The organism is Comamonas sp. E6 (genome assembly GCF_001010305.1).
In the GTDB taxonomy this organism is placed as follows: Bacteria; Pseudomonadota; Gammaproteobacteria; order Burkholderiales; family Burkholderiaceae_C; genus Comamonas; species Comamonas thiooxydans.
In genome coordinates this window covers 433866-460676 of sequence record NZ_BBXH01000005.1, presented here as the reverse complement: position 1 = coordinate 460676, position 26811 = coordinate 433866, and the positions used below count along the sequence as shown (strand labels likewise).

Genomic DNA, 26811 nt, shown 5'->3' with positions numbered 1-26811 from the left:
GCAACATGTCCGACCACGATCTGCCTGCACTCATCACCACCGAGCCCGGTCTCTACGAACACTACAAAGGCATGCGCTATGAAGTCATAGGCACGGTGCGCCACAGCGAGACGCTGGAGCCCATGACGCTATATCGCGCGCTCTATGGCGAGCGTGGCCTGTGGGTGCGCCCGGCCACCATGTTCAACGAGACGGTGGTAATCGACGGCGTGGAGCGGCCACGCTTTCGCCGCCTGCCCGCCGAGGAGCAGAAATCAGCATAAAGACAGGCTCTATCGCTTACCTATAAAGGGATAGAAGCCATCAAATCTGATCAAGCCTTGATCAGATTGAGCACGGCTTGCGGATAGATGATGTGCTCCTGAACCAGCACGCGTGCAGCTAGCAGCTCGGCCGTGTCACCCTGCAGCACGGGCACCACGGCCTGCTCCAGGATGGGGCCCACGTCGAGCTCGGCCGTCACGCGGTGCACGGTGCAGCCCGCAAACTTGCAGCCCGCATCGATCGCTCTCTGATGGGTGTGTAGACCGGTGAAGGCCGGCAGCAGCGAGGGATGGATGTTGATCAGCCGGCCCTCATAGTGCGCAACAAAGCCTGGCGTGAGAATGCGCATGAAACCGGCCAGCACCACCAGATCGGGCGCATGGCGATCGATGACCTGCGTCAGTTTGGCATCAAAGGCCTCGCGGCTGTCGAACTGCTTGTGATCCAGAACCTCGGTGGCGATGCCGTTGTCCCGCGCGAACACCAGGCCCTTGGCCTCGGCCTTGTTGCTCACCACGGCGCTCACGCGGGCGTTGTACTGCTTTGCCCAGTTCTGCTGCTGGGATGCACGCACAATGGCAGCCATGTTCGAGCCGCCGCCCGAGATGAGGATCACGATGTTTTTCATGGGCGGCGATTGTCGCATTGACGGACAAACCCTATCGGGTTTGCACCAGTTCCTGTGCGCTGCCCTAAGACTTTCGAGGAGACCCCATGCCGTTTGACCCACGCAACACCCCTTTGAGCGCCATCGAAGCCCGCGTTCTGGCCACGCTGATGGAAAAGGCCCGCACCGTGCCCGACAGCTATCCGCTCACGCTCAACAGCCTGGTCACGGGCTGCAACCAGAAGTCCAGCCGCGACCCGGTGATGGAGGTCAGCGAGGGCGAGGCCCAGGAGGCACTGGACAGCCTGCGCCTCAAGACCCTGTCGGTGCAGATCAGCAGCGTGCGCTCCACGCGCTGGGAGCACAACTTCCCGCGCGGCATTGGCGTGCCTGACCAATCTGCCGTGCTGCTGGCCCTGCTGATGCTGCGCGGCCCCCAGACCGCTGGCGAGCTGCGCATCAACTCCGAGCGCTGGCACCGCTTTGCCGACATCTCCTCGGTCGAAGCCTTTCTCGACGAACTGCGCGAACGCAGCGAGGAAAAAGGCGGTCCGCTGGTCGTGCAGCTGCCGCGCGCCCCTGGTGCCCGCGAACAGCGCTGGGCCCATCTGCTTTGCGGTCCGGTGGATGTCAACGCCCTGGCAAGCACCAGCAGCGCCAGCACAGGCGGCAATGCATCGGCCCTGCAGCAGCGTGTGGATGCGCTCGAAACCGAAGTCGCCCAGCTGCGCGCCACCGTGCAGATGCTGTGCGAATCGCTGGGCGTGGAACCGCCTGCTGCCCCGGCTGAATGAATCCCGACAGAAACTGATAGCTGCCAGCGTTCATCCAATAAGCGCTGGTGGCCTTTTTCAATCAAGATCCAAAGTTCACAGTCACCACAAGCGGGCACACTCCCGATCAGAAACGACCAGCAAGAGCCGTCCCGCAGCGAGGCTGTCGTCCCCCTTGGGAGAAGCGGCGCAGCCGTTCGGGGACTCATCCCTGGGGTTTCCCGCCATTTGTCGCAACCCGGACAGCCAGAAAAAGAACGTGCGTGCTACAAATCTCCAGCATTTGCAGGAGACAACGCATGGACTTGGCATTCACCCCTGAAGAACAGGCTTTTCGCGAAGAGATCCGCAGTTGGGTGCGGGCAAATCTGCCCGAGGATATTGCGCACAAGGTGCGCAACGATCTGCACCTGACGCGCGAGGACATGCAGCGCTGGGCCAAGATTCTGGGCAAAAAAGGCTGGCTCGGCTACGGCTGGCCCAAGGAATTCGGCGGCCCCGGCTGGAGCGCCGTACAAAAGCATTTGTTCGAGGAAGAATGCGCACTCGCCGGCACGCCGCGCATCGTGCCCTTCGGCCCCGTGATGGTGGCGCCGGTGATCATGGCCTATGGCACGCCGGAGCAGCATCAGCGCTTTCTGCCCGGCATCGCCAGCGGCGAAGTCTGGTGGAGCCAGGGCTATTCCGAACCGGGTTCGGGCTCGGACCTGGCCAGCGTCAAGACCCGCGCCGAACGCGTGGGCGACAAATACATCGTCAACGGTCAGAAGACCTGGACCACGCTGGGCCAGTACGGCGAATGGATCTTCTGCCTGGTGCGCACCAGCAACGAGGGCAAGCCCCAGACCGGCATCAGCTTCCTGCTGGTCGACATGAAGTCGCCGGGCGTGACCGTGCGCCCCATCAAGCTGCTGGACGGCTCGCACGAAGTCAACGAGGTCTTTTTCGACAATGTACAAGTGCCTGCCGACCAGCTGATCGGCGAGGAAAACAAGGGCTGGACCTATGCCAAGCACCTGCTCAGCCACGAGCGCACGAACATCGCCGATGTGAACCGTGCCAAGCGCGAGCTGGAGCGCCTCAAGCGCATCGCCAAGACCGAAGGCGTCTGGGAAGACCAGCGCTTCCGTGATCAGATCGCCCTGCTGGAGATCGATGTGATCGCGCTGGAAATGCTGGTGCTGCGCGTGCTCTCGGCGATGAAGTCGGGCAAGAACCCGCTGGACATCGCCGGCCTGCTCAAGATCAAGGGCAGCGAGATTCAGCAGCGCTACTCCGAGCTGATGATGCTGGCCGCAGGCCCCTACTCCCTGCCCTATATCCAGGAAGCCATGGAAGCCGGCTACCAGGGCGACTTTCCCGGCAATGTGCTGGGCAATGCGCCGCTGGCCGCGACCTACTTCAATATGCGCAAGACCACCATCTATGGCGGCTCCAACGAGGTGCAGCGAAACATCGTCGCGCAGACGGTGCTGGGCTGATTCGGAACTGGCGGCAGCGCGGAGATTTCGCTTGCGTGAACTCGCACTGCTACCCCGTGCCCCCTCCGGGAGGGGGTTCTTGCTAGAGCTTCGCTGAATGTGATGGTGCGCAAGGCGCACTCGCTTCAGCAGCAGGAGACAAATATGGATTTCGATTTTTCCGACGACCAGCAACAACTGCGCGATGCCGTGGCCCGCTGGGTGGACAAGGGCTATACCTTTGAGCGCCGCCAGAGCATTGCCAAACAAGGCGGCTTCTCGCGCGAGGTCTGGAACGAGCTGGCCGAGCTGGGCCTGACGGCTCTCACCGTGCCCGAGCAATATGGCGGTCTGGGCCAGGGCGCGGTTGATGTGATGGTGGTCATGGAGGAGCTGGGCCGCGGTCTGGTGATGGAGCCTCTGACCCAGGCTTTCGTGGCCTCCGCCCTGCTCGGCCAGTTCGGCGACGAAGCCGTCAAGCAAGCCTGGCTGCCCCGCATCGCCAGCGGTGAAAAGCTGGTGGTGCTCGCATCGCAGGAGCGCAAGGCGCGCTACCAGATTGATGTTTGCGCCGCAAAGGCCTCCAAATCCGGCGATGGATATACGGTAGATGCTAGGAAAAACATTGTTCCAGCGGGCGACCAGGCCGACGCCTTCATCGTGCCGGCCCAGCTCGACGGCAAGATTGCGCTCTTCCTCGTCGAGAACGGCCGCGAAGGCGTCGCCACCAAGCCCTATGCCACGCAGGATGAGGGACGCGCGGCCGATCTGGTCTGCCATGCCGCATCGGCCACCCTGATCACCACCAATGGCGTGGCTGCCCTCACCCTGGCACAGGATGTGGCCAATGCCGCTCTTTGCGCCGAAGGCGTGGGCGTGATGGAGCAGACGCTCAAGCTCACCACCGAGTACATGAACCAGCGCAAGCAGTTCGGCGTGGTGATCTCCAGCTTCCAGGCCCTGCGCCACCGCGTGGCCGATATGAAGATGCAGCTGGAGCTGGCCCGCTCCATGAGCTACTACGGCACGCTCAAGCTGGTGGCGCCTGCCGAGGAGCGCCATGTCGCCATCGCGCGCGCCAAGGTGCAGCTGGGCCAGTCCATGCGTTATGTGGGCCAGCAGGCCGTGCAGCTGCATGGAGGCATCGGCGTGACGGACGAATATGTGGGCAGCCACTATTTCAAGCGACTGACCCAGATGGAGATGACGGGTGGCGACACCCTGCACCACCTGGGTACGGTATCGGCCCATATGCAGGACAGCGCCGGCGTCTTTGCCTGAAAGCCTGCATCAACATTCATCAAGATCACGGCAACTGCATTCAACCCAAAACTAAAAGTCAACAGCACGCTTCGGCGTGCTGTTTTGCTTCCTGCATGCACTATGGACCCTGCTGCTCTTCCTATGATCCTTGCGCCATTCACAAGATCAAGGAGACATGCATGAGCAAGCAAGACAGCGAAAAGTATCTGCTGGAGTCCATTCGCCTGGCCATGGGCAATGTCAAGGGCCGCGAATCCGCGACCTGGCCCTTCGGCGCCGTGCTGGTGCGTGACGGCAAGGTCCTGGCGCGCGCCGTCAACCAGGTCGATGATCTGTGCGACCCCACGGCCCACGCCGAGATGCAGGCCCTGCGCATTGCCGCCAAGGCCATGGGCAGCACGGATCTGTCCGGCTCGGTCATGTATGCCAGCGGCTATCCCTGCTCCATGTGCCACACCGCCATGCTGCTGGCCGGCGTGAAGCAGGTGTACTTCGCCTACTCCAACGAAGACGGCGAGCCCTACGACCTGTCGGCTGCGCGCGGCTATGAGGAACTGGCTCGCCCCGAAGGCCGGCGCGAACTGCCCGTCATCAGCCACCGCGTGCGCGATGCCGGCGAGGACCTGTACCAGGCCTGGCAAAAGGCCGTGGACGAAGATCGCGCCACGGTCTAGCCAGCACTGGCTCCAGCCGCCATCAAGAACAAAGCCCTGAATGACGAGTTCAGGGCTTTGCATTCTGGAGGACCTCAGGTCAGCAGATAGTCCACCGGCTTGAGCGGCGCCGGAACCTGGGGGTCGCCCAGCGACTGGCTGAGGCTGATCTCGATGCTGCGGCAGATGCTGTCCAGTGCCAGGTCGTTGCTTTCCATGCCGAACGGCTCTTCCAGCTCGTCACCCAGCACATCGAGACCGTAGAAGGTATAGGCCACGATGGCTACGACAAACGGCGTCATGAAGCCCGTGATGTCCACCAGGCCGAACGGCAGCAAAAAGCAGTACAGATGGGCCGTGCGGTGCAGCAGCAAGGTGTAGGAAAACGGAATCGGCGTATTGCGGATGCGCTCGCAGGAGGCAGCGGCCGTCGTGAAGCCATTGAGGGTGCGGTCCAGCTCCACGGCCAGGCAGGGGTCTATGCGCTGCTCGCGCACGCACTGGCCCAGATCCTTGCCCATGGCCAGCATCAGCGCATCGGTGCGCTGATTCAGCGGCAGCAGTTGCAGGCGCTGCCACTCGGCATGAGTCAGCCACTGCTGGGCCGCCACATCGTCCTTGAGGCTGCGCAGCTGGGCCCGCAGCACATGAGAAAAAGCCACGGCCCGGTGCACCATGCGCACCCGCACATCGCTGGCCCGCTGGCGCGGGTCTATGGGGTGATCGAGCTCGATCAGACTCAGGCACTGGCGGGCCAGCGTGCGTGCATAGATCACGATCTCGCCCCAGAGCTTGCGTCCTTCCCAGTAGCGCGCATACGCGGTGTTGTTGCGAAAGCCCAGAAAAATCGCCAGCGGCAGGCCGATCAGGGTGAACGGAATCGGCGTGATGGGGATCTTGGTGTGGAACAGCGTGCCATGCGCCACGGTGACAATGATGGCCAGCACGATATTGACGGCAAGCACGCCTTTGATGCGTTGCAGCACCGAGCCCCGGACAATCCACAGCAGCTTGAAGCCCGACGGGCGATCTCTGACGATCATGAAAACGAGAAATAAGGTCTAAACCCGAATTCAATCACAAGCATCCGGGGATTTCAGCCAGCGCCGAGAACTCCCACTGCGGCAGTAGGCAGCCAGGGCCGCGCCAGCACGCTCCATGCGGCATCTGCTGCACATGGGCAGCGCCCCCCGACATAGGGCTCCCCCTCCAGCCAGCATAAGAAAAGCCCCGCATTGCGGGGCTTGGGCGGCGATAGGGGCTCAGGCGGCCTGCAGGCTGCCAGCACTCACGCGCTGCGCTAGGCGCAGGCGGCTGATGAAGCCGATCTGGCGCAGGGCTTCGGCAAACTCCTGCTCGGTGCCGCGCTCAGTGCGCGAGGCCAGTTCGGCAAACAGGCCGGCGCGCGTGTAGTGGCGCACGCAGGCGATGAAGGGAAAGCCATGGCGCGTGCGATAGGCCTGGTTCAGCTCGGCCAGGCGCTCGCCCTGCTCCTGCGCCAGATCCCCCAGGCCCGCGCTTTGCTGCTCCTGCTGGGAGTCAACGGTCAGCGTGCCGGAGCGCACGGCGCTGGCCGACAGCTCGGGGTGACCACAGAGAAAGTGCAGGGTCTGCTCACGTGGGCTGCCATGCACGGCGGCCAGCATGGCCTGGTGCAGTGCGTCCAGGCTGGCAAAGGGGCGCTGCTGCGCGGCTGCCTCGGCCACCCAGGGGGCGTATTCAAAAACCTCGCCGAGCGCGGCCGCAAAGTCTGCGTGCGTCATGACGTTGAGCTCGTCGAGCGTGGGGATGGAGGAGGTAGTGGTGCTAGTCATGAGGCCAGTGTAGGAAGCACGTTTCCCGCCTCACAGTGCTGGCTTGTTATAGCCCGTATAGCAGCCGGCTACGTCGATGCCGTCAGCACCTGCGAGGCCTGATTGAGCAGAGCGCGCAGCCAGATATGGGAGGCATCCCGGTGCCGGGACGAATGCCAGAGCTGGTAGAAGCGCATGACGCGGTTGCCCATGGGCAGAGGCACCATGGCCAGCGGCAGCCGCCTTGCATGATAGGCCGCGAAATGGCGGCTGGTGGTCAGCAGCAGATCGGTGCCCACCAGCAAGTCCGGAGCCAGCGAGAAATGCGAGCATTGCACGCGGCCGTCACGGCTCACGCGCATGGTGCCCAGACTGCTCTCCACCACGCCGCGCTGATCGGGCGAGTAAGGCGTGAACACCACATGCGCGGCCTGCAGATAGTGCTCGGCCGTAAGCCGGCCCGGCCCGGCCAGAGGATGCTTCTCGTCGAGCAGGCAGACCACCTCGTCCTCGAGCAGCGTGGACATGTGCAAATGCTCGGGCGGGCTCGGCCAGTTGCCGATGACGATATCCACCTCGCCGCTTTGCAGGGCCTGCTCGTAGTCGAAGTTCTGGCCCAGCGGCAGCAGGACCAGCCTCGCGCCCGGTGCCTGCGCACGCATGAGCTGGACCACACGCGCCATGAAGGGCGGTGCCAGATAGTCGGGCATGGCGATGGTGAAGCGCAGTTGCGTGGTCTCGGCCACAAATTCCTTGCCGACGCTCAGCAGCCCGTCGATCAGGCCCAGCGCCGCACGTGCCTGCTCCACGGCCTGAAGCGCGCGTGCCGTCGGGACCATGCGGTTCTTGTCCCGCACCAGCAGAGGGTCGTTGAAGATGGCCCGCAATCGCCGCAGCGCCGCGCTGATGGCCGGTTGTGACTGATTGAGACGTATTGCCGCGCGCGACACGCTTTTTTCGCTGATCAAGGTGCACAGCACGCGCAGCAAATAGGTATCGAATGGTTCTTCGCTGCGAGACACGTGTTTTCCCTAGAGATATGCATTTTGCTATGCGGCTCATAGCAGGCGCTTAGTTTCGCATATCGCCACAAGTCGCGACCATGCAAGTGTCCGCAAACCCAACAACAAATTTCCGAGACAAGGACTTGCCATGAGTGCTCACCATGTGCCGATCAGCGGCACTGCTGCTTCCGTCGATCAGGTCGACGCCACCTACTCCAAGATTTCCTGGCGCCTGCTGCCCTTTCTGGGCGTGCTGTGGGTGCTGGCCTGGCTGGACCGCGTCAACATCGGCTTCGCCAAGCTGCAGATGCTCGACGACCTGAAATTCAGCGAAGCCGTCTACGGCCTGGGCGCCGGCATCTTCTTCATCGGCTACTTCCTGTTCGAAGTGCCCTCCAACATGCTGTTGCAGAAGATAGGCGCCAAGAAGACGGTGATGCGCATCACCATAGGCTGGGGCCTGATCTGCATCTTGCAGGCCTGGGTGACGACACCGACTCAGTTCTACATCCTGCGCTTTCTGATGGGCGTGTTCGAGGCAGGCTTCTACCCCGGCATCATCCTCTACCTGACCTATTGGTATCCGTCCAAGCGCCGCGCCAAGGCCTTCGGCACCTTCATGTCGGCCTCGGCCATCGCCGGCGTCATCGGCGGCCCGCTGGCTGGCGGCATCATGACCTGGGCCGCAGGCGCGCACGGCATGCACGGCTGGCAGTGGCTGTTCATCATCGAAGGCATCCCCTCGGTGCTGGCCGGCATCTTTGCCTACTTCTACATGACCGACCGCCCCGAGGAAGCCAAATGGCTCACCGACACGGACCGCGCCGTCGTGCGCCAGCAGCTCGAAATCGACCAGAAGGCTCAGGGCGAGCGCCACAGCGACTGGCGTACCCTGTTCGGCAACCCCATGGTGTGGCTGCTGATCGCCGTGTTCTTCTGCCTGCTGTGCGCCAACTCCACGCTGACCTTCTGGATTCCCACCGTGATTCGCGAAGCGGGCTTCACCTCGCCCATGCAGGTGGGCTGGATCGCCGGTGCCGCCTATCTGCTCGGCGCGGCCGGCATGATCATCAACGGTCGCCATTCCGACCACCGTGGCGAGGTACGCTGGCACTTCGCGGGCTCGACCCTGCTGGGCGCCGTGGGCATGCTGGCCCTGGCCTTCACCATGGGCATGGACAGCATCCCCGTGATCGTGGCGCTGTCGGCCATGGTCCTGGCACTGGTGGGCACCATGAGCGCGATCCCCGTGTTCTGGCAGATGCCCAATATGCTGCTCAGCGGCGGCGCTGCTGCAGTGGGCGTGGCGCTGATCAACTCGGTGGCCAATCTGGCCGGCTTCGGTGCCCCCTATCTGATGGGCGTGATCAAGGCCTCCACCGGCAAGGTCGCTCCGGGCCTGTACCTGGTGGCCATCGTGGAAGCGCTGGCAGCCGTTCTCGCCATCGCCTTCGTCGCCCGCATCCAGCGCCGCAAGAACGCCTGAAGGAGTCATCCCGCATGCATCCCACACCCACACCGACCCCGTCGCGCCGACAGTTCGCACTCTCGGGCCTCGTGCTCGGCGCCTCGGCCCTGACGGGCGCACACGGCGCGCTGGCCGCCGACACACACCCGGCAGCGCCGGCCCAGGCCACCGGCCCCATCGTGCTGCATGGTGTCAGCCCGCGCCTGACCATGCATGCCGTGGACACCTTCCATGGCTCTGCAGCCACGGGCTTGCGCATCGACTTTTCGCGCTTCGACGGCGAAACCTATGTGCCGATACGCAGCTTTGTCGTGAACGCCAACGGCCGGGCCGACGAGCCGCTGCTGATCGGCGACAGCTACCGCAGCGGGCGCTACGAAATGCTGCTGCACGTGGACGAGTACTTTGCTGCCAAGAGCGCCAAGCTGCCGCGCCCGGCCTTTCTGTCCAAGGTGCCGGTGCGCTTCCAGATCGTGAACACGGCAGAGCGCATCCATCTGCCCATCCAGTTCGGCCCCTGGAGCTACACCTATTCGCGCGGCAGCTGAGCCGGCATATCCGCGCTCTATCGCAACCCATCGAAAGACCACCATGGCAGGCATCAGCACCCATGTACTCAACCTCACCACCGGTCGCCCCATCGCCGGCATGCGGGTGGAACTCTACGACGTGGCGCAGACCCCGGCGCAGCGTCTGAACAGCACCCGTACCAATGCCGACGGCCGCACCGACGCCCCCATGCTGCCCGCCGCCGCGGCCCGCACCGGGGACTTCGAGCTGCGCTTTTACACAGGCGAGCATTTCAAGGAGCCCACGGCGCTGTCGGAAGAAGTGCTGGTGCGCTTTTCCATCTTCGACGCGGCCCAGCACTACCACGTGCCCATGCTGTGTTCGCCGTGGTTCTTCAACACCTACCGCGGCAGCTGATTTTTTACCAAGGAGAACGACTCGATGAACAACGAAAACGACAGCGGCAAATACCTGCTTGAGTCCATACGCCTGGCCATGGGCAATGTCAAAGGCCGCCAGCAGCCCACTTGGCCCTTCGGCGCCGTGCTGGTGCGTGAGGGCAAGGTCCTGGCGCGCGCCGTCAATCAGGTCGATGAGCTCTGCGACCCCTCGGCCCACGCCGAGATGCAGGCCCTGCGCATAGGCGCCAAGGCTCAGGGCAGCACCGATCTGTCGGGGGCCGTCATGTATGCCAGCGGCTATCCTTGCTCCATGTGCTACACGGCCATGTTGCTGGCCGGCGTGAAAAAGGTGTACTTCGCCTATTCCAACGAAGACGGCGAGCCCTACGATCTGTCGGCCTCGCGCGGCTATGTGGAACTGGCCAAGCCGGAGGAGCAGCGCGAGATGGCACTGATCGGCCAGCGCGTGCGCGACGAGGGCGAAGACCTCTACGAAGCCTGGCAAAAAGCCGTCTCCACCACAGTCTGAACGCGTTTCTGTCCTCTTGCTCCTGCCCCGCGGCGCCAGCCCGGGGCTTTTTTTACGCCCTAGCTGCGCCAGCGCGATCCACGCGGCACATGGGCCACGAGAAACTCCATCTGGTCGGCCAGAATGCGGCGGTTTCTCAGGATGAAGTCCTCCCACAGCGTGGGCGTGTAGGGGGTGTAGAGCAAGGGCATGCGGGCCTGCTCCGGCGTTCTGGCCCCCTTGCGGTGGTTGCAGGCGCGGCAGGCCGTGACCAGATTCATCCAGCTGTGCTGCCCGCCGGTGCTCACGGGAACAATGTGCTCGCGCGTGAGATCGCTCTCATGGAAGCGCCGCCCGCAATAGGCGCAGACGCAGCGGTCACGAGCAAAGAGCTTGCCATTGGTCAGACCCGGCAGCAGCTCATGCGGGTTGATGTTCGGCATGCCCTTGGTGCCGATGATGGAGTTGATGTGAATGACTGACTGCTTGCCGGTCACCGCATTGTGGCCACCGCGAAAGCAGGCGATTTCGACACCGGCTTCCCAGCGCACATCTTCTGCTGCGTAATGCAGCGCCGCCTGCTCCAGCGTTACCCAGGACTGCGGCAGCCCCTGGGCTGTCAGCTTCAAGACTTTCACAACCAGCCTCCATACAGTCAAACATCGACCACGGAAAACGGACAAGCGTCTTGGCGCTTTTGCGCACAATCGTGCAGCCTGCACAGCTGCCTGATTTGAAGCAATATACTCTGAAACTATGTCAAATTGACGGCTTGTGTCGCATGCATCGGCGCCAGTTGCTACAAATAACAAAGCAGCCCATGAAGATTTTTCGCGGTATCAATCATCCCGGCCTGGCTCCGGCCTGCGCTGTGACCATTGGCAATTTTGATGGTGTACACCGGGGACATCAAGCCATGCTGGGCCTGCTCAAGGCCGAGGCGGCACAGCGCGGCATTCCCAGCTGCGCCATGACCTTCGAGCCGCACCCGCGCGACTACTTTGCCAAGAAGCTGGGCAAGCCTGAGCTGGCGCCGGCCCGCGTGGGCACGCTGCGTGACAAGCTCAGCCAGCTCGAGGTCTGCGGCGTCGATCAGGTCGTGATCCTACCCTTCAACCAGGCCTTGGCCAGCCAAAGTCCCGAGGATTTCATTCAGGACGTGCTGATCTCGGGCCTGGGCGCCAAATACGTGCTGGTGGGCGACGACTTCCGCTTTGGCTCCAAGCGCGCCGGCGATTACGCCATGCTGGACAACGCCGGCCAGGCCCTGGGCTTTGATGTGGCCCGCATGAACAGCTATGAAGTCCATGGGCTGCGCGTCTCCAGCACGGCCGTGCGCGAGGCCCTGGCCGCCGGCGACATGCAGCAGGCCGCCAAGCTGCTGGGCCACCCCTACCGCATCTCGGGCCATGTGGTGCATGGCCGCAAGCTGGGCCGCAAGCTGGCCGAATCAATGAGCGGAGCCGAGGACGGCTTTCGCACGCTGAATCTGCGTTTCGACCACTGGAAACCTGCCGCCAGCGGCATTTTTGCCGTGCTGGTGCATGGGCTGACGGACCAACCGCTGCAGGGCGTGGCCAACCTCGGCGTGCGCCCCTCGCTGGACCCCAACGACATCAACGGCGGGCGGGTGCTGCTGGAGACCCACTGTTTCGATTGGCCCGCCCAACTGGGTGGAGAAGGTGCCTACGGTAAAATCATCCGCGTGGAACTTCTGCACAAACTGCACGACGAGCTGAAGTATGACAGTCTCGATGCCCTGACGGTCGGCATCGCCAAGGACTGCGATGACGCGCGCGCGTTTTTCGCCTCGGCCCACATACCGTCTCACACCTCGTCGCACACAGAGACCCGTCGCCAGACCACGCGCGACCGAATTTGAAGCTCGCTGCTCGCACGTCCCAGGCGCAGCAGCGCACTGGCGCTCACCTCACCATTCACGCCCAGGCAGAACTGCCCGGGCATTGCATTGCCTTCAAGGTTTCCCATGTCTGATTCGAAGTCCAACAAGCCCGAAGCGTCCGCTTACCGCGCCACGCTGAACATGCCCGACACCCCTTTCCCCATGCGCGGCGACCTGCCCAAGCGCGAGCCCGCCTGGGCCAAGGAATGGGACGACAAGGGCATCTACAAGAAGCTGCGCGACGCCCGCAGCGACGCACCCAAGTTCATCCTGCACGATGGCCCTCCTTACGCCAACGGCAAGCTGCACATCGGCCATGCGGTGAACAAGATCCTCAAGGACATGATCGTCAAGAGCCGCCAGCTCGAAGGCTTCGACGCGCTCTATGCACCGGGCTGGGACTGCCACGGTCTGCCCATCGAGAATGCCATCGAGAAGCTGCATGGCCGCAATCTGCCGCGCGACGAGATGCAGGCCAAGAGCCGCGCCTTTGCCGCCGAGCAGATCGAGCAGCAGATGGTGGACTTCAAGCGCCTGGGCGTGCTCGGCGACTGGGATCACCCCTACAAGACCATGAACTACGCCAACGAGGCCGCCGAGCTGCGTGCCTTGAAGAAGGTGATGGAGCGTGGCTTTGTCTACCGCGGCCTCAAGCCCGTGTACTGGTGCTTTGACTGCGCCTCCTCGCTGGCCGAGTTCGAGATCGAATACGCCGACAAGCAAAGCCAGACCCTGGACGTGATGTTCCCCGCTGCCGAGCCGGCCAAACTGGCCGCAGCATTCGGCCTGGACAAGCTCGACAAGGAAGCCTTTATCGTCATCTGGACGACGACGGCCTGGACCATCCCCGCCAACCAGGCGCTCAACGTCAACCCCGACCTGGAATACAGCCTGGTGGAGACCGAGCGCGGCCTGCTGATCGTGGCCTCCGCCCTGGTCGAGAAATGCCTGGCCCGCTGGAAGCTGGAAGGCCGCGTGCTCGCCACCGCCAAGGGCGAAAAGCTCGACCACATGCCCTTCAAGCACCCGCTGGCCCATGTGGACAAGGGCTTTGACCGCATCTCGCCCGTCTACCTGGCCGAATACGCCACCGCCGACGACGGCACCGGCATCGTGCACTCGGCCCCTGCCTATGGCGTGGACGACTTCAACAGCTGCATGTCCAACGGCATGGACTACAAGCAGATCCTGAACCCCGTGCAGGGCAACGGCGTGTACGCGGCCGACCTGCCCATGTTCGGCGGCCAGCATATCTGGAAGGCCGTGCCCGTCATCCTCGACGCACTGAAGGTCGCGGGCCGCCTGATGGACACCACCACCATCAGCCACAGCTATCCGCACTGCTGGCGCCACAAGACGCCCGTCATCTACCGCGCTGCCGCCCAGTGGTTCATCCGCATGGACGAAGGCGAAGGCGTGTTCACCGATCCCGCGCAAAAGCCCGAGAAGACCCTGCGCCAGATCGCGCTGGACGCCATCGAGCAAACCAACTTCTACCCGCAAAACGGCCAGGACCGCCTGCGCGCGATGATCGCCGGCCGTCCCGACTGGTGCATCTCGCGCCAGCGCTCGTGGGGCGTGCCCATCCCCTTCTTCCTGCATGTGGACACGGGCGCTCTGCACCCCCGCACCATGGAGATCATCGACCAGGCGGCCGCCATGATCGAGCAAGGCGGCATCGAGGCCTGGAGCCGCGTCAGCACCGAAGATATCCTGGGCGCCGAAGAGGCCAGGAGCTATACCAAGAGCACCGATATTCTGGAGGTGTGGTTCGACTCCGGCTCCACCTTCTGGCATGTGCTGCGCGGCACCCACCCCGAGCACCACCACGACCACGGCCCCGAGGCCGACCTGTACCTGGAAGGCCACGACCAGCACCGCGGCTGGTTCCACAGCTCGCTGCTGCTGGCGTCGGCCATCTTCGGCCGCGCGCCCTATCGCGGCCTGCTGACCCACGGCTTCACCGTGGACGGCCAGGGAAAGAAGATGTCCAAGTCGCTAGGCAACACCGTGGCCCCGCAGGACGTGTCGAGCAAGATGGGCGCGGAAATCATCCGTCTGTGGGTGGCCTCGACCGACTACTCGGGCGACCTGGGCATCGACGACAAGATCCTGGCCCGCGTGGTGGACGCCTATCGCCGCATCCGCAACACGCTGCGCTTTTTGCTGGCCAACACCAGCGACTTCGACGCCAGCAAGGATGCCGTGGCCTATGGCGAGATGCTGGAGATCGACCAGTTCGCGCTGGCGCGCTCGGCCCAGCTGCAGCAGGAGATCCTGGCCCACTACAAGGTCTACGAGTTCCACCCCGTGGTCGCCAAGCTGCAGCTGTTCTGCTCCGAAGACCTGGGCGGCTTCTACCTGGACGTGCTCAAGGATCGCCTCTACACCAGCGCCCCCAAGAGCCTGGCACGCCGCTCGGCCCAGACCGCGCTCTACCAGATCACCCAGGCGCTGCTGCGCTGGATGTCGCCCTTCCTGTCCTTCACGGCCGAGGAAGCCTGGAAGATCGTGGGCCACAGCGAATCCATCTTCCTGGAGAAGTTCACCGAGCTGCCCGCCGGCGACGAAGGCCTGCTGGCCAAGTGGACGCGCCTGTGCGAGATCCGCAACCAGGTCAACAAGGACATCGAAGTGGTGCGCACCACCGGCGCCGTGGGTTCCTCCCTGCAGGCCGAAGTCACGCTCACGGCCGAGCCCGAGGACCTGGCCCTGCTGCAAAGCCTCAAGGACGATCTGAAGTTTGTCTTCATCACCTCGGCAGCGACTGCCGTGGCCGGCGATGCGCTGAGCACCACCGTGAAGGCCAGTGAGCACGCCAAGTGCGAGCGCTGCTGGCATTACCGTGAAGACGTGGGCGTGAACCCCGAGCACCCCTCGATCTGCGGCCGCTGCGACAGCAATCTGCACGGCACGGGCGAAGTCCGCACCAAGGCTTGAGTCTTCAAAAAGTGAGCTGCCAGCACCTGCTGGCAGCTATTTTCAGCATTTATTTTTGCTGAAATCCTTTCGAATCAAGCGCTAACCGCTATCAAAAAACCTTAGCAAAGAGCTGCCATGAGCAACACCCAGACCTCCTCCGCAGGCCTTGGCCGTATCTGGCCCTGGCTGCTGTGGGCGCTTGTCATCATCGGCGTGGATCAGATCACCAAGCAGATGATTCTGAGCCACTACCAGTATGGGGACTGGACTCCCATCACCAGCTTCTTCAACATCGTGCGCGCACACAACACGGGCGCAGCCTTCTCCTTCCTCGCGGGCGGCAGCGGCTGGCAACGCTGGCTGTTCGTGGCCATCGGCGCGATTGCCACCGTGCTCATCGTCTGGCAGCTGCGCAAACACCCCGGCGAGAAGATGTTCTGCCTGTCGCTGTCCAGCATCCTGGGCGGAGCCATTGGCAATGTGGTGGACCGCCTGCAGCACGGCTATGTGGTGGACTTTCTGGACTTCTACTGGGGCAGCAGCCATTTCCCGGCCTTCAACGTGGCCGATATGGGCATCACGCTAGGCGCCATACTGCTGATCCTGGATGAGTTCTTGCGCGCAAAACGCGCCAAGAACCAGAGCGTGTAAGCGCCAGTCGCTTTCCATCGGCAAGGCCCAAGGCCCGCTGTCTCTCCAGCAGACAGCGGGCCTTGCTCATTCCGCCCCGCTCCGGCCGGATTCGGCCGGCTCATAGGCGGGCTCGGCAGCACCTTCAGGCATATCGCGCTGAATATGGCTGCCCGCAGACAAGGTGATGCAGCCCCGGACCACGGACTGACCCAGCGTGATGTGCGTCAGCTGTTCTTGCTCGGCCATCTGCTGCGCCTGCCGCTGATCGATCCATGCAATCTGCGCCGGCCCGAGCAGCGTGGAGATGGACAGCAATACCGCCGCCACCCATTGCCAGATGCGCAGCGGCCGCCTGGGCTTGCCGCGCCGCAAATGCCACAGCCCACAGCCGCCATGGCTGCCAGCAACATCAAAAGAAAGCTCACTGCAGCAGCACCGGACATGGCAGGAATCATGAACCCACCTTTTTAATAGCGTCGAACGCAATACAGATATACGGGAAACTCGGTCACCTCTGAAATCTCATCCGTAGAAACGATGTTTCGAATAATTCGTTTTTGTTCTATTGTGTTCCTTATTCCGCACTTATTTGTGCGTGAAGAGTGAGGCATCCGGGCAGACCGACCTCACTCAGGGGTATATTAGGTCGCTCCTTCGCGGGCAGAACATGAAGCATTTATTGAATCTTTTAGCAGCCATTGCCCTGTTGATCTGGGGCTCTCAGATGGTTCGCACCGGCGTTCTGCAGGTCTTCGGCGCAAACCTGCGCAATATTCTCGCCCGCAGCATGAGCAACCGTTTCTCGGCAGCGCTTTCCGGCATGGGCGTCACGGCCCTGGTGCAATCAAGTACGGCCACCTCGCTGATGACCTCGTCCTTTGTAGGCCAGGGTCTGATCACCCTGCCCTCGGCCCTGGCCGTGATGCGCGGTGCCGATGTCGGAACGGCTCTGATGGCCGTGCTGTTCTCCACCGACCTTTCCTGGCTGTCGCCGCTGTTCATCTTTGTCGGCGTGGTGCTCTATATCTCGCGCAAGGACTCCAAGCCCGGTCGTATCGGCCGCGTGCTCATCGGCCTGGGCCTGATGCTGCTGGCCCTGCGCCTGGTGGTGGAAGCCACCGAGCCCCTGCTGCAGGCCCCTGCCGTGCGTACCCTGCTGGCCTCGGTCAGCAGCGATCTGTTCATGGAATTGCTGCTGGGCGCGGTACTGGCCGTGCTGGCCTACTCCAGCCTGGCCGTGGTGCTGCTGATTGCGGCCATGGCCAGCTCCGGCGCCATTCCGCTGGATGTGGCTCTGGGCCTGACCCTGGGCGCCAATCTGGGCAGCGGTCTGGTCGCGGCGCTCACCACCGCCAAATCGGCGGTGGAGGAGCGTCAGGTCACCATAGGCAATCTGCTGTTCAAGATCATGGGCGTGGCCATCGTCGCGCCCTTTATCGGGCTGTGGTCGCAGTACGCCCAGCCCTATCTGCCCAGCGCCGGCCAGAACGTGGTGATGTTCCATCTGGCGTTCAATGTCTTCAACAGCCTGTGCTTCATCGGCCTGACCCAGCTCGTGGCCCACTGGGTGACCGCCTTGCTGCCCAAGCCCGAGGAAGAAAGTGCGGCCAAGCTGCTGCGCCCACGCCACCTGGACCCCTCGGCCCTGTCCACCCCTTCGCTGGCCATAACCTGTGCCGTGCGCGAGTCACTGCATCAGGCCGACGTGATTGAGTCCATGCTGATCGGCCTGCAAAAAGTGGCTGAAACCGACGATGCCAAGCTCTCCGAGGAAGTGCGCCACCTGGAAGGCACGGTGGACGATCTGTACTCGGCCATCAAGTACTACATGACCAAGATCTCGCGCGCCGAACTCGACGAACGCGAAGGTCAGCGCTGGACGGAAATCATCAGCTTCACCATCAATATGGAGCAGATCGGCGACATCATCGAGCGCGTGCTGCTGGATCTGGAAGACAAGAAGATCAAGAAGGGCCGCCAGTTCTCGGCTGCCGGAAAACAGGAAATTCACGAGCTGACCCAGCATCTGCTGGACAATCTGCGCCTGGCCATGAGCGTCTTCCTCAACGGCAATGTGCGCGAGGCGCAAAAGCTGCTCGAGGAAAAAGCGCGCTTTCGCGATCTGGAGCTGGCCTACTCGGCCACCCACCTGGAGCGCCTGTCCCAGCACACGGTATCGAGCATAGAGACCAGCTCCCTGCATATCGACATGATCAGCGACCTCAAGCGCATCAACTCGCTGCTGTGCTCGGTGGCCTACCCGATTCTCGAGCAGGCCGGAGCCCTGGCACCCAGCCGGCTCAAGTCCACCGCACTGGAGAACCAGCGCTAGCTGCTCTGCCGCCCTACCAGCCCATGTAGGCGGCAAGCACCAGGGAGGCCTCGCGGGTGAAACGCCCCTGCAGCATCCAGCCTTGGACCTCGGTCCGCTCCAGCCGCTCGAAACGCTGTACCTCGCCATCCTGATTCACAGGCTGCAGCGCATCGGGCACCAGGGCCGAAAACCAGTCTATGCGCTCGACCATATAACCCTGTCCCTCTGCTTCGTCGCTGGGTCTGGCGAACATCACATTTCCGCCGTGCCGAAGCTCGCCGAGTTCTGCCACATGCAGACCGGCCTCCTCCCAGGTTTCACGCGCCAGCGCCTCGGCCAGACCATCTGCCGCCGAGACCATGCCGCCCATCAAGGTATCCCACATGCCGGGGTTGTTGGCCTTGTCCTCCGAGCGCTGCTGCACCCAGATCGAGCCATCCGCGCAAATGCCCACCAGATGCACGGCTCTGGTGGCAATGCCCAGCGGCCGCACAGCACCGCGCTCGACGGTGGCCAGTTGCCGACCATCGGCATTGCAGACCGCCAGTTGTTCGTTGCGCCAGGCACCGGCAAGACCGGCGCTGCGCATGGCCTGTGCCAGCCGGTTCAGATTGTCCGTCGCCCCGCCCCGGCCTTCCAGGCGCCATTGCCCGGCCAGCAGCCTCAGCGCTATTCCGTGCGCTGCCAGCAGGTCGGGCCCCAGCTTGCGCGCAAAGTCTTCCTCGATACTGCCGACCTGTTGATCATCGATGCACAGCGGCTGGCGCGGGCGCAGAGGCTGCCTGCTGGCCATGGCCTGCTGTGACTGCAGCCATTGCTGCTGGAGCGACGTGGTTTGCTGCTTCATGAAAAATCTCCCTGGCCTGCATTGTGCTCAGCTTCGCAAAACGGGAAGGCTTGCCTCACTATTGATGGTCGCCAGTTTGCCGGCAACAGCCGCTGCCACACCGCGCTGAAGATCCGGAGGCCAGTTGCCGCGCGTTACAGTGACAACCCATGAATTCCCCCCTGAAACCCACCACGGTCGCCATGCTCAGCCTGGCTCCGGCACTGTGGGCCGGCAATGCCATCGTGGGCCGCCTCGCTCACGATCTGATCTCGCCCTTTGCACTCAACTTCCTGCGCTGGTGCATCGCCTTTGTGCTGCTGCTGCCGCTGGCATGGCGGGTGCTGCGCAAGGACAGTCCGATCTGGCCGCTGTGGCGGCAGTACATGCTGCTGGGGCTGCTGGGCATAGGCTGCTACAACGCCTTGCTGTACTTGGCACTCAAGACCTCGACCCCGCTGAATGTGACGCTGGTGAGCTCCAGCATGCCGGTGTGGATGCTGGCCATAGGCCGGCTGTGCTGGGGTATTCGTGTCAGCCGCCGGCAGATGGGCGGCGCCCTGCTGTCCGTGCTGGGCGTGGCGGTGGTAATGTCGCGCGGCGACTGGCAGACGCTGCTTGCTCTGCGCTTTGTGCCCGGCGACCTGTTCATGGTGCTGGCGACGATTGCCTGGGCCTTCTACACCTGGCTGCTGTCGCGCAGCACCGGCCCCCAGGAAGTGAAGTCGCACTGGGCCAGCTTTCTGCTCGCACAGATCGTTTTCGGCCTGCTCTGGTCCGGCCTTTTCACGGGCGGCGAAGCCTTGCTGGGCGAGTTCCGCCTAGTGCCGGGCTGGCCGCTGCTGGGCAGCCTGCTGTTCATCGCCGTGGGCCCGGCCATTCTGGCCTACCGCTTCTGGGGCATGGGCGTGCAGCGCTCCACGCCCGCCATTGCGGGCTTTTTCGGCAATCTGATTCCGCTGTTCACGGCCCTGCTGTCGATTCCCGTGCTCGGCGAAACCCCGCACCTCTACCACGCGCTTGCGTTTGCGCTGATCGTGACCGGCATCGTCGTGTCATCCCGCAAATAAACGGCTGCCACCCAGACAAAAGCCCCGCATTGCGGGGCTTTGTCGTTTCAGCACTCGATCACGGATCAGTAAGTGCCGGGATACAGACCGCCGTCGGGCAGGATGTTCTGGCCCGTCATATAGCCGGCCTGGCGGCTGCACAGGAAGGCACAGATGGCGCCGAACTCTTCGGCCGTGCCAAAGCGCTTGGCGGGGATCTGGGCAGCCTGGGCCTGGCGCACGGCATCCAGGTCCTGACCGGTCTTGTTGGCCGCCGCCTGATGGGTTGCCACCAGGCGGTCGGTGTCGAACTTGCCGGGCAGTATGCTGTTGATGGTCACGCCCTTGGCGGCAATGCCCGAACGCGCCAGACCAGCCACAAAGCCCGTCAGACCGCTGCGCGCGCCGTTGGACAGGCCCAGGATGTCGATGGGCGCCTTCACCGCGCTCGAGGTGATGTTGACGATGCGACCGAAGCCGCGCTCGGCCATGCCGTCCACCGTAGCCTTGATCAGCTCGATGGGGGTCAGCATATTGGCGTCCACCGCCTTGATCCAGGCCTCACGATCCCAGGTACGGAAGTCGCCAGGAGGCGGGCCACCGGCGTTGGTCACGACGATGTCGTAGTCCTTGCCCGGGCCGCCGGCGGCTTCGAACACTGCCGTGCGGCCTTCTGGCGTGGTGATGTCTGCAGCGACACCGATGACCTTGATCTGAGGAGCAATGGCTTGCAGCTTCTGCACGGCCAGCTGCAATGCCTCGGCGTTTCTGGCGTTGATGACCAGATTCACTCCCTCTTCGGCCAGAGCCTTGGCGCAGCCAAAACCCAGCCCCTTGCTGGCGCCGCAGACCAGAGCCCAGCGCCCGGCGATACCAAAGTCCATGTCAGTGTCCTTTCACACAGTTTCCAAGCCGGACAAACTGCCCGACGCTATCAAAATCAATAACTGCTAGAGCTTTATCAGAAAGCGCTGGCATCCAATGTCATGCTCAATGACTGCGACCATGAAACAGCTTGTGGTGCAGCCTGCGCAGCGACCACCAGACGCCCAGTGCCACAACCGGAATGGCCACGGCCGCCGTCGACTCGGGCGACCAGGGCCAGCCCAGCTTCTGCCCGCCCTTGGCCAGATAGCTGATCAGGCCGGTGATGTAGTAGGTGATGGCCGCGACCGACAGGCCTTCCACCGTGGACTGCAACTTGAGTTGGGTGCCCTGGCGGTCGTTCATCGTGCCCAGCAGCTGCTGGCTGCTTTGCTGCTGCTCGATCTCGACACGCGTGCGCAACAGACTGCTGACGCGGGAGACTCGCTCGGACAGCGCATTCTGGCGGCGTGTCGCCCATTCGCAGGTGGCACGCGCAGGTGTAAGTCGCCGGTCCATGAATTCACGGATGGTCTGAATGCCATCCACCCGCGTCTCCTGAATTTCCTGAATACGCCTGTCCACCAGCTCGAAATAGGCGGAACTGGCCGAGAAGCGCGAATGCGTGGCCGCATATTCGCTCTCCACCTGCCCGGCCAAGCGGGTCAGTCGGTCCAGCAGCGCCGGTTCGGTGTCGCGGTCGGCAGCGCGGATGGCATTGGCCAGCTCGGCCAGTTCACGCTCGGCCGTGGCCAGCACGGCTGCTGCCTTGCGTGCGGCTGGCAAACCCAGCAACGCCGCCATGCGATAGGTTTCAATCTCCAGCACACGCTGCACCAGACGGCCCAGGCGGCGCGGAGACAGATCGGCGCCCGCAAGCAGCAACATTCGCGAGAAACCATCGGGGTGAATCGCAAAGTCGGTATAGATGGCCCCCGCACCGCCGGAGACGCGCGAGCCGACCAGAGTATCGGCCTGCAACATGTGACGCATCAGATACTGCGGGTCCACATCCTGCTCGTTGAGCGCCCACAGGTGCAGGCTGCTCAGGCACTGCCCTGGCAGGGTTGCCAGCCAGTCGCGCGGAACGGCGTCGATGGCTGTCTCGGGCTCGCGCACATCGGCCACGCCGGCTTGCGCCATGGGCGTGGTGAAGGTCCAGGCCACGAACTCGGTGTGCTGTTCCCAACGCAGGCGAAACGCGCCCAGGTCGATCAGCACATGGGTGGTTGCCGCATCGGGCAGAGGGCGATGGTGGTTGCGCAGCAGGGCCGCCACATGCTCGCGGCTGGCTTCACGCTGTGCCGCATCGGTGAGCATCACGATATGCGTGATGGCCAGAGGGGCCTGCATGATTTCCGCAGGACGGGCATGAATTTCGTTGTGCAGCAAGACCCGCTGAGGGTGCTGCGCGGGCAATAAAGACAAGGCCATGCAATCTTTCGAATAACTGCAGCTATTTTGCCGCCCTAATCCATAGTCCCCGAAACAAAGGTCCTCATATAAAAAAAGCGGCCCCAGAAGGGCCGCTTTAACGATGATCAGCGATCAGGTTGACGATCAGTCTTCCACGAAAGCTTCTTCACGCTTGTTCTTCACTGCAGGCATCAGCACGATCACCAGCAGCACCACGGCGGCAGCCAGCAGGCAGGCGGAGATGGGACGCGTCACGAACACGGACCAGTCACCACGCGACAGCAGCAGGGCTCGACGCAGGTTTTCTTCCATCATCGGGCCCAGGATGAAGCCCAGCAGCAGAGGAGCAGGTTCGGTACCCAGCTTGTGGAACACATAGCCGATGAAGCCGAAGATACCTACCATCCACACGTCCCAGACGTTGTTGTTGGTACCGTACACGCCGATCGCGCAGAACAGCACGATGGACGGGAACAGCCAGCGATAAGGCACGGTCAACAGCTTGATCCAGACGCCGATCAGCGGCAGGTTCAAGATGATCAGCATCAGGTTGCCAATCCACATGGAGGCGATCAGACCCCAGAACAGTTCGGGGTTGCTGGTCATCACCTGAGGACCGGGCTGGATGTTGTGGATAGTCATGGCACCCACCATCAGCGCCATCACGGCGTTGGGAGGAATACCCAGGGTCAGCAGAGGAATGAACGATGTCTGAGAGCCAGCGTTGTTGGCGGATTCAGGAGCGCACACACCACGGATATTGCCTTGACCGAAAGGAACTTCGCCGGGCTTCAGCTTGGTCTTCTTTTCGATGGTGTAGGCAGCAAAGGCCGACAGCATGGCACCGCCACCGGGCAAGATACCCAGGGCCGAACCCAGAGCCGTACCGCGCAGCATGGCTGGCAGCATGCGCTTGAAGTCTTCGCTTGTGGGCAGCAGACCCGTCACCTTGGCAGCGAACACTTCGCGCTCGTCGTCGGGCTTGGACAGGTTGGCAATGATTTCGCCGTAGCCGAACACACCCATGGCGATCACGACGAAGTCGATGCCGTCGGTCAGTTCAGGAATGTCGAAGCTGTAACGAGCCACACCGGAGTTCACGTCGGTTCCGACCATGCCCAGCAGCAGACCCAGCACGATCATGGCGATCGCCTTGAGCAGCGAACCGGAAGCCAGCACCACGGCACCGATCAGACCCAGGGTCATCAGCGAGAAGTATTCGGCGGGGCCGAACTTGAAAGCCACTTCGGTCAGGGGTGGAGCGAAGGCAGCCAGGATGACGGTGCCCACGCAGCCTGCGAAGAAGGAGCCGATACCGGCCGCTGCCAGCGCAGGGCCTGCTCGACCTTTTCGCGCCATCTGGTAGCCGTCGATCACGGTCACCACCGACGAGGATTCACCTGGCAGGTTCACCAAAATGGCAGTGGTGGAGCCACCGTACTGGGCGCCGTAGTAGATACCGGCCAGCATGATCAGCGCCGCCACGGGAGGCAGAGCGTAAGTGGCGGGCAGCAGCATGGCGATGGTCGCCACGGGGCCAATGCCGGGCAGCACGCCGATCAGCGTACCGAGCAAACAGCCCACAAAGCAGTAGATCAGGTTCTGGAACGTGAAAGCCACGCCAAAACCCGTCGACAAGTTCTGAATCAGATCCATGGACGATGCTCCTGATTAGCCTGCAATGAAGCTAGGCCACACGGGGAACTGCAGATTCAGCGCCCACACGAAAGCGAAATAGCTACCCACTGCCAGCACGGTGGCCAGGATTGCTGTTTCCTTGAAGTTGAAACTATGACCGCCCAGGCTGGCGATGAAGACCAGCGCATAGATAGCGATGATCAGACCGAACTGAGGGATACCCACAGCAGGCACGCCCACCAACAAGATGCCGAAGGCAAAGTTGGCTGCCAGGATGAAGAACACCTGCCTCCAGGCCCACTTACCGATCTTGTCACCACCTTCGGGGCCCTTGGTCAGGCCGCCGACGCAGATGGCTGCACCCAGGATGGCCATGAGCACACCCAGGATCAGAGGGAAGTAACCTGGACCCATACGGGCGCCGGTGCCAATGGTGTAGTTGGACGCGCCGATCGCAAATGCGAGACCGACGGCCAAGAACATCAGACCGGAGAAAAAGTCTTTTTGGCTCTTGATTTTCACAAAACGTCTCCTTACGGAAATCACGACTTGGCGATTCTCGTTTCATAGAAATGCCAAATTGATGTGGATTCCACCTACAGAGGGCATACCCTAATGCCGACGCTTTGTACACATTTACCGCATTCAACCAGGCCAATGCCGGCCTGCACTTGCTACACCAGCCAAGAAGCAAGCACTAGCACCCGGACTTTCAGATTTCGCTCATCAGCGGCGTGCAGGCCAGCACCTCGGGCAAGGTGGTCACGCCCTCGGCAACGCGCAAAGCCCCGGCCAGGCGCAGAGGGCGCATGCCGTCCTGCACGGCCTGACGGCGCAGAACGTCCATGGACGGGGCATCGTGAATCTGCTTCTTGAGGGCCTCGGTCACCATCAGCAACTCGTACAGACCCATGCGGCCGCGGTAGCCTGTCATGCGGCAGTCCTCACAGCCCACGGGCTTGTAGGGCTGGTAACTGCCGGTCAGTTTCCAGGGCTTGACCGATTCGGCCAGATCCTCGGGCTTTGCGTCTTCATCGCGCACCTTGCAGCTGGAGCACAGCGTACGCACCAGACGCTGGGCCAGCACGCCCAGCAAGGTGGCGTTGATGAGATAGGAGGGCACGCCCAGCTCCATCAGGCGGCTGACGGCGCTGGGCGCATCATTGGTATGCAGCGTGGAGAAGACCAGGTGGCCGGTCAGTGCAGCCTGCACCGCCATCTCGGCAGTGGCCAGATCGCGAATCTCGCCCACCATGATGATGTCCGGGTCCTGACGCATCAGCGCACGCAGGCCTTCGGTGAAGCCGAAGTCGAGCTGGGGTTGAACCTGGGTCTGATTGAAGCTGGGCTCGATCATTTCGATGGGGTCTTCCACCGTGCTGACATTGACCTCCTCGGTCGCTACACGCTTGAGCGTGGAGTACAGCGTGGTGGTCTTGCCCGATCCCGTGGGGCCGGTGACCAGGATGATGCCGTGCGGGCGCTTGACCAGATCTTCCCAGCGCTGCGCGTCATGGGCACTGAAGCCCAGCGCATCCAGGTTCTTGACCGTGTTCTCCGGGTCGAAGATGCGCATCACCATCTTCTCGCCAAAAGCCGTGGGCAAGGTGGACAAGCGCATTTCCACTTCCTCGCCGCGCGGGTTGCGCGTCTTGATACGGCCATCCAGCGGCCGCCGCTTTTCCACCACATCCATGCGCCCCAGCAACTTGACGCGCGCCACCATGGCATTCAGCACGCCCATGGGCATCTGGTAGACCGGATGCAGCACGCCATCGATGCGAAAGCGGATCACGCCCTGCTCGCGCCTGGGCTCCAGATGAATGTCGCTGGCCCGCTGGTCGAAGGCATACTGCCACAGCCAGTCCACCACGCGCACCACGCCCTGGTCGTTGGCATCGAGCTGCTTGTTGCTTTTGCCCAGCTCCACCAGCTGTTCAAAACTGGCGCCGCCGGTCGCTCCACCGGCTTTCTCTGCCGCACGCACGGACTTGGCCAGGGCGAAGAACTCTGCCGTATAGCGCTTGATATCCTGCGGATTGGCCACCACGCAGCGCACGCTGCGGCGTGCCTGCCGCTCCACCTCGCTCACCCAGTCGCTGATGAAGGGCTCGGCCGTGGCAATCACCACCTCCTTGGCGGTCACCTGCACGGGCAGTACCTTGTGGCGCTCGGCATAGCTGGCGCTCATGACCTCACCCACGCGGCCCACATCCACACGCAGCGGATCGATGCGCAGATAGGCCAGACCGCTGCGCTGTGCCAGATACTGGGTCAGGGTCTCCAGATCCAGCGGCTGACGCGTCTGGGCGCCGACAACACCTACATTGGCAAGCCGCACCAGCGGCAGTTGCGCACTCTCTGCGGCCGAGCAGCGCGCAATCGTGCGCTCGGCCTCCTGCGCCGTGATCACAGCGTCTTCCTGCAACCATTGCACCAGCTTGCGCCAGTCCAGCGGTCCCTGGTATTGAGCAGGCTTGATGGACTGTGGCAGAAGGGATTCAGTCAATGACATGGGCGGCAGTGGCAACAAAACTGCCTT

Annotated in this window: 26 protein-coding genes; 14 read left to right on the top strand and 12 right to left on the bottom strand. The window is 62.9% G+C overall.

What is annotated here, in order from left to right; all coding sequences use genetic code 11:
* The first annotated feature begins 5 nt into the window (after positions 1-5).
* Complete coding sequence (locus CSE6_RS03160; RefSeq protein ID WP_034378597.1) at positions 6-263, top strand: DUF1653 domain-containing protein; 258 nt, start codon at positions 6-8, stop codon at positions 261-263.
* Between the two features lie 50 nt (positions 264-313).
* On the opposite strand, the gene purN is transcribed toward CSE6_RS03160, so the two are convergent.
* Positions 314-892: a phosphoribosylglycinamide formyltransferase gene (purN, locus tag CSE6_RS03155; RefSeq protein ID WP_034378596.1), complete on the bottom strand. Its 579-nt coding sequence runs from the start codon at positions 890-892 to the stop codon at positions 314-316.
* 86 nt (positions 893-978) lie between these two features.
* Here purN and CSE6_RS03150 point away from each other — a divergent pair, with 86 nt between their 5' ends.
* The 4 genes from CSE6_RS03150 to CSE6_RS03135 all read left to right on the top strand — a co-directional run bounded on the left by CSE6_RS03150 (position 979) and on the right by CSE6_RS03135 (position 5041).
* Positions 979-1665: a YceH family protein gene (locus CSE6_RS03150; RefSeq protein ID WP_034408508.1), complete on the top strand. Its 687-nt coding sequence runs from the start codon at positions 979-981 to the stop codon at positions 1663-1665.
* Positions 1666-1943: 278 nt separating this feature from the next.
* Positions 1944-3125: an acyl-CoA dehydrogenase family protein gene (locus CSE6_RS03145; RefSeq protein WP_059439858.1), complete on the top strand. Its 1182-nt coding sequence runs from the start codon at positions 1944-1946 to the stop codon at positions 3123-3125.
* A 144-nt stretch (positions 3126-3269) separates the two neighbouring features.
* A complete protein-coding gene (locus CSE6_RS03140; protein WP_034408772.1) occupies positions 3270-4385 on the top strand; it encodes an acyl-CoA dehydrogenase family protein in 1116 nt (371 codons plus the stop codon).
* A 161-nt stretch (positions 4386-4546) separates the two neighbouring features.
* Positions 4547-5041 carry a nucleoside deaminase gene (locus CSE6_RS03135; protein WP_059439857.1) on the top strand — a complete coding sequence of 165 codons (495 nt, stop codon included), beginning with the start codon at positions 4547-4549 and terminating at the stop codon, positions 5039-5041.
* A gap of 74 nt (positions 5042-5115) precedes the next feature.
* Here CSE6_RS03135 and CSE6_RS03130 read toward each other — a convergent pair whose 3' ends face one another.
* The 3 genes from CSE6_RS03130 to CSE6_RS03120 all read right to left on the bottom strand — a co-directional run bounded on the left by CSE6_RS03130 (position 5116) and on the right by CSE6_RS03120 (position 7835).
* A complete protein-coding gene (locus tag CSE6_RS03130; RefSeq protein ID WP_034356503.1) occupies positions 5116-6063 on the bottom strand; it encodes a bestrophin family protein in 948 nt (315 codons plus the stop codon).
* A 219-nt stretch (positions 6064-6282) separates the two neighbouring features.
* Positions 6283-6834: a 2-oxo-4-hydroxy-4-carboxy-5-ureidoimidazoline decarboxylase gene (gene uraD / locus CSE6_RS03125; protein ID WP_059439856.1), complete on the bottom strand. Its 552-nt coding sequence runs from the start codon at positions 6832-6834 to the stop codon at positions 6283-6285.
* Between the two features lie 68 nt (positions 6835-6902).
* Positions 6903-7835 (bottom strand): LysR family transcriptional regulator, encoded by a 933-nt coding sequence (locus tag CSE6_RS03120; protein WP_059439855.1) that lies wholly within the window; start codon positions 7833-7835, stop codon positions 6903-6905.
* Positions 7836-7965: 130 nt separating this feature from the next.
* Here CSE6_RS03120 and CSE6_RS03115 point away from each other — a divergent pair, with 130 nt between their 5' ends.
* Genes CSE6_RS03115 through CSE6_RS03100 form a run of 4 tightly spaced genes read left to right on the top strand, consistent with a single transcriptional unit; the run spans position 7966 to position 10725 of the window.
* On the top strand, positions 7966-9303 hold the full coding sequence (locus CSE6_RS03115) for an MFS transporter (protein ID WP_059439854.1): 1338 nt from the start codon (positions 7966-7968) through the stop codon (positions 9301-9303).
* A gap of 14 nt (positions 9304-9317) precedes the next feature.
* The gene (locus tag CSE6_RS03110) at positions 9318-9833 is read left to right on the top strand and encodes a hydroxyisourate hydrolase (protein WP_059439853.1); all 516 of its coding nucleotides are present in this window, start codon (positions 9318-9320) and stop codon (positions 9831-9833) included.
* Positions 9834-9876: 43 nt separating this feature from the next.
* Entirely contained in the window at positions 9877-10212 is a 336-nt protein-coding gene (gene uraH / locus CSE6_RS03105) for a hydroxyisourate hydrolase (RefSeq protein WP_012837181.1), read from the top strand.
* 24 nt (positions 10213-10236) lie between these two features.
* Positions 10237-10725 (top strand): nucleoside deaminase, encoded by a 489-nt coding sequence (locus CSE6_RS03100; protein WP_034389310.1) that lies wholly within the window; start codon positions 10237-10239, stop codon positions 10723-10725.
* Positions 10726-10784: 59 nt separating this feature from the next.
* On the opposite strand, the gene CSE6_RS03095 is transcribed toward CSE6_RS03100, so the two are convergent.
* Positions 10785-11342 (bottom strand): HNH endonuclease, encoded by a 558-nt coding sequence (locus CSE6_RS03095; protein WP_003066139.1) that lies wholly within the window; start codon positions 11340-11342, stop codon positions 10785-10787.
* 182 nt (positions 11343-11524) lie between these two features.
* On the opposite strand from CSE6_RS03095, the gene CSE6_RS03090 reads away from it, so the two are divergent.
* The 3 genes from CSE6_RS03090 (at position 11525) to lspA (ending at position 16180) form a co-directional block, all read left to right on the top strand.
* On the top strand, positions 11525-12586 hold the full coding sequence (locus tag CSE6_RS03090) for a bifunctional riboflavin kinase/FAD synthetase (protein ID WP_034356484.1): 1062 nt from the start codon (positions 11525-11527) through the stop codon (positions 12584-12586).
* A gap of 105 nt (positions 12587-12691) precedes the next feature.
* Complete coding sequence (gene ileS, locus CSE6_RS03085; RefSeq protein ID WP_059439852.1) at positions 12692-15547, top strand: isoleucine--tRNA ligase; 2856 nt, start codon at positions 12692-12694, stop codon at positions 15545-15547.
* Between the two features lie 117 nt (positions 15548-15664).
* Positions 15665-16180, top strand: coding sequence for a signal peptidase II (gene lspA, locus CSE6_RS03080; protein ID WP_034356478.1), 516 nt, complete (start codon positions 15665-15667; stop codon positions 16178-16180).
* Between the two features lie 66 nt (positions 16181-16246).
* On the opposite strand, the gene CSE6_RS03075 is transcribed toward lspA, so the two are convergent.
* Entirely contained in the window at positions 16247-16534 is a 288-nt protein-coding gene (locus CSE6_RS03075) for a hypothetical protein (RefSeq protein WP_059439851.1), read from the bottom strand.
* Positions 16535-16829: 295 nt separating this feature from the next.
* On the opposite strand from CSE6_RS03075, the gene CSE6_RS03070 reads away from it, so the two are divergent.
* Complete coding sequence (locus CSE6_RS03070; protein WP_034356476.1) at positions 16830-18494, top strand: Na/Pi cotransporter family protein; 1665 nt, start codon at positions 16830-16832, stop codon at positions 18492-18494.
* A 13-nt stretch (positions 18495-18507) separates the two neighbouring features.
* Here CSE6_RS03070 and CSE6_RS03065 read toward each other — a convergent pair whose 3' ends face one another.
* Entirely contained in the window at positions 18508-19323 is an 816-nt protein-coding gene (locus CSE6_RS03065) for an NUDIX hydrolase family protein (RefSeq protein ID WP_059439850.1), read from the bottom strand.
* A 149-nt stretch (positions 19324-19472) separates the two neighbouring features.
* Between CSE6_RS03065 and CSE6_RS03060 the strand changes: the two genes are divergently transcribed.
* Positions 19473-20372 carry a DMT family transporter gene (locus CSE6_RS03060; RefSeq protein ID WP_045838399.1) on the top strand — a complete coding sequence of 300 codons (900 nt, stop codon included), beginning with the start codon at positions 19473-19475 and terminating at the stop codon, positions 20370-20372.
* Between the two features lie 65 nt (positions 20373-20437).
* On the opposite strand, the gene CSE6_RS03055 is transcribed toward CSE6_RS03060, so the two are convergent.
* The 5 genes from CSE6_RS03055 to CSE6_RS03035 form a co-directional block, all read right to left on the bottom strand.
* Positions 20438-21235 carry an SDR family oxidoreductase gene (locus CSE6_RS03055; RefSeq protein WP_034356466.1) on the bottom strand — a complete coding sequence of 266 codons (798 nt, stop codon included), beginning with the start codon at positions 21233-21235 and terminating at the stop codon, positions 20438-20440.
* A gap of 106 nt (positions 21236-21341) precedes the next feature.
* Positions 21342-22649: a DUF3422 family protein gene (locus CSE6_RS03050; protein ID WP_034378581.1), complete on the bottom strand. Its 1308-nt coding sequence runs from the start codon at positions 22647-22649 to the stop codon at positions 21342-21344.
* A gap of 126 nt (positions 22650-22775) precedes the next feature.
* Positions 22776-24287, bottom strand: a complete 1512-nt coding sequence (locus CSE6_RS03045; protein WP_003066124.1) for a tripartite tricarboxylate transporter permease — start codon at positions 24285-24287, stop codon at positions 22776-22778.
* A 15-nt stretch (positions 24288-24302) separates the two neighbouring features.
* Positions 24303-24791 (bottom strand): tripartite tricarboxylate transporter TctB family protein, encoded by a 489-nt coding sequence (locus tag CSE6_RS03040; protein WP_003066123.1) that lies wholly within the window; start codon positions 24789-24791, stop codon positions 24303-24305.
* Between the two features lie 190 nt (positions 24792-24981).
* On the bottom strand, positions 24982-26784 hold the full coding sequence (locus tag CSE6_RS03035) for a GspE/PulE family protein (RefSeq protein ID WP_034356460.1): 1803 nt from the start codon (positions 26782-26784) through the stop codon (positions 24982-24984).
* Positions 26785-26811 lie beyond the last annotated feature (27 nt).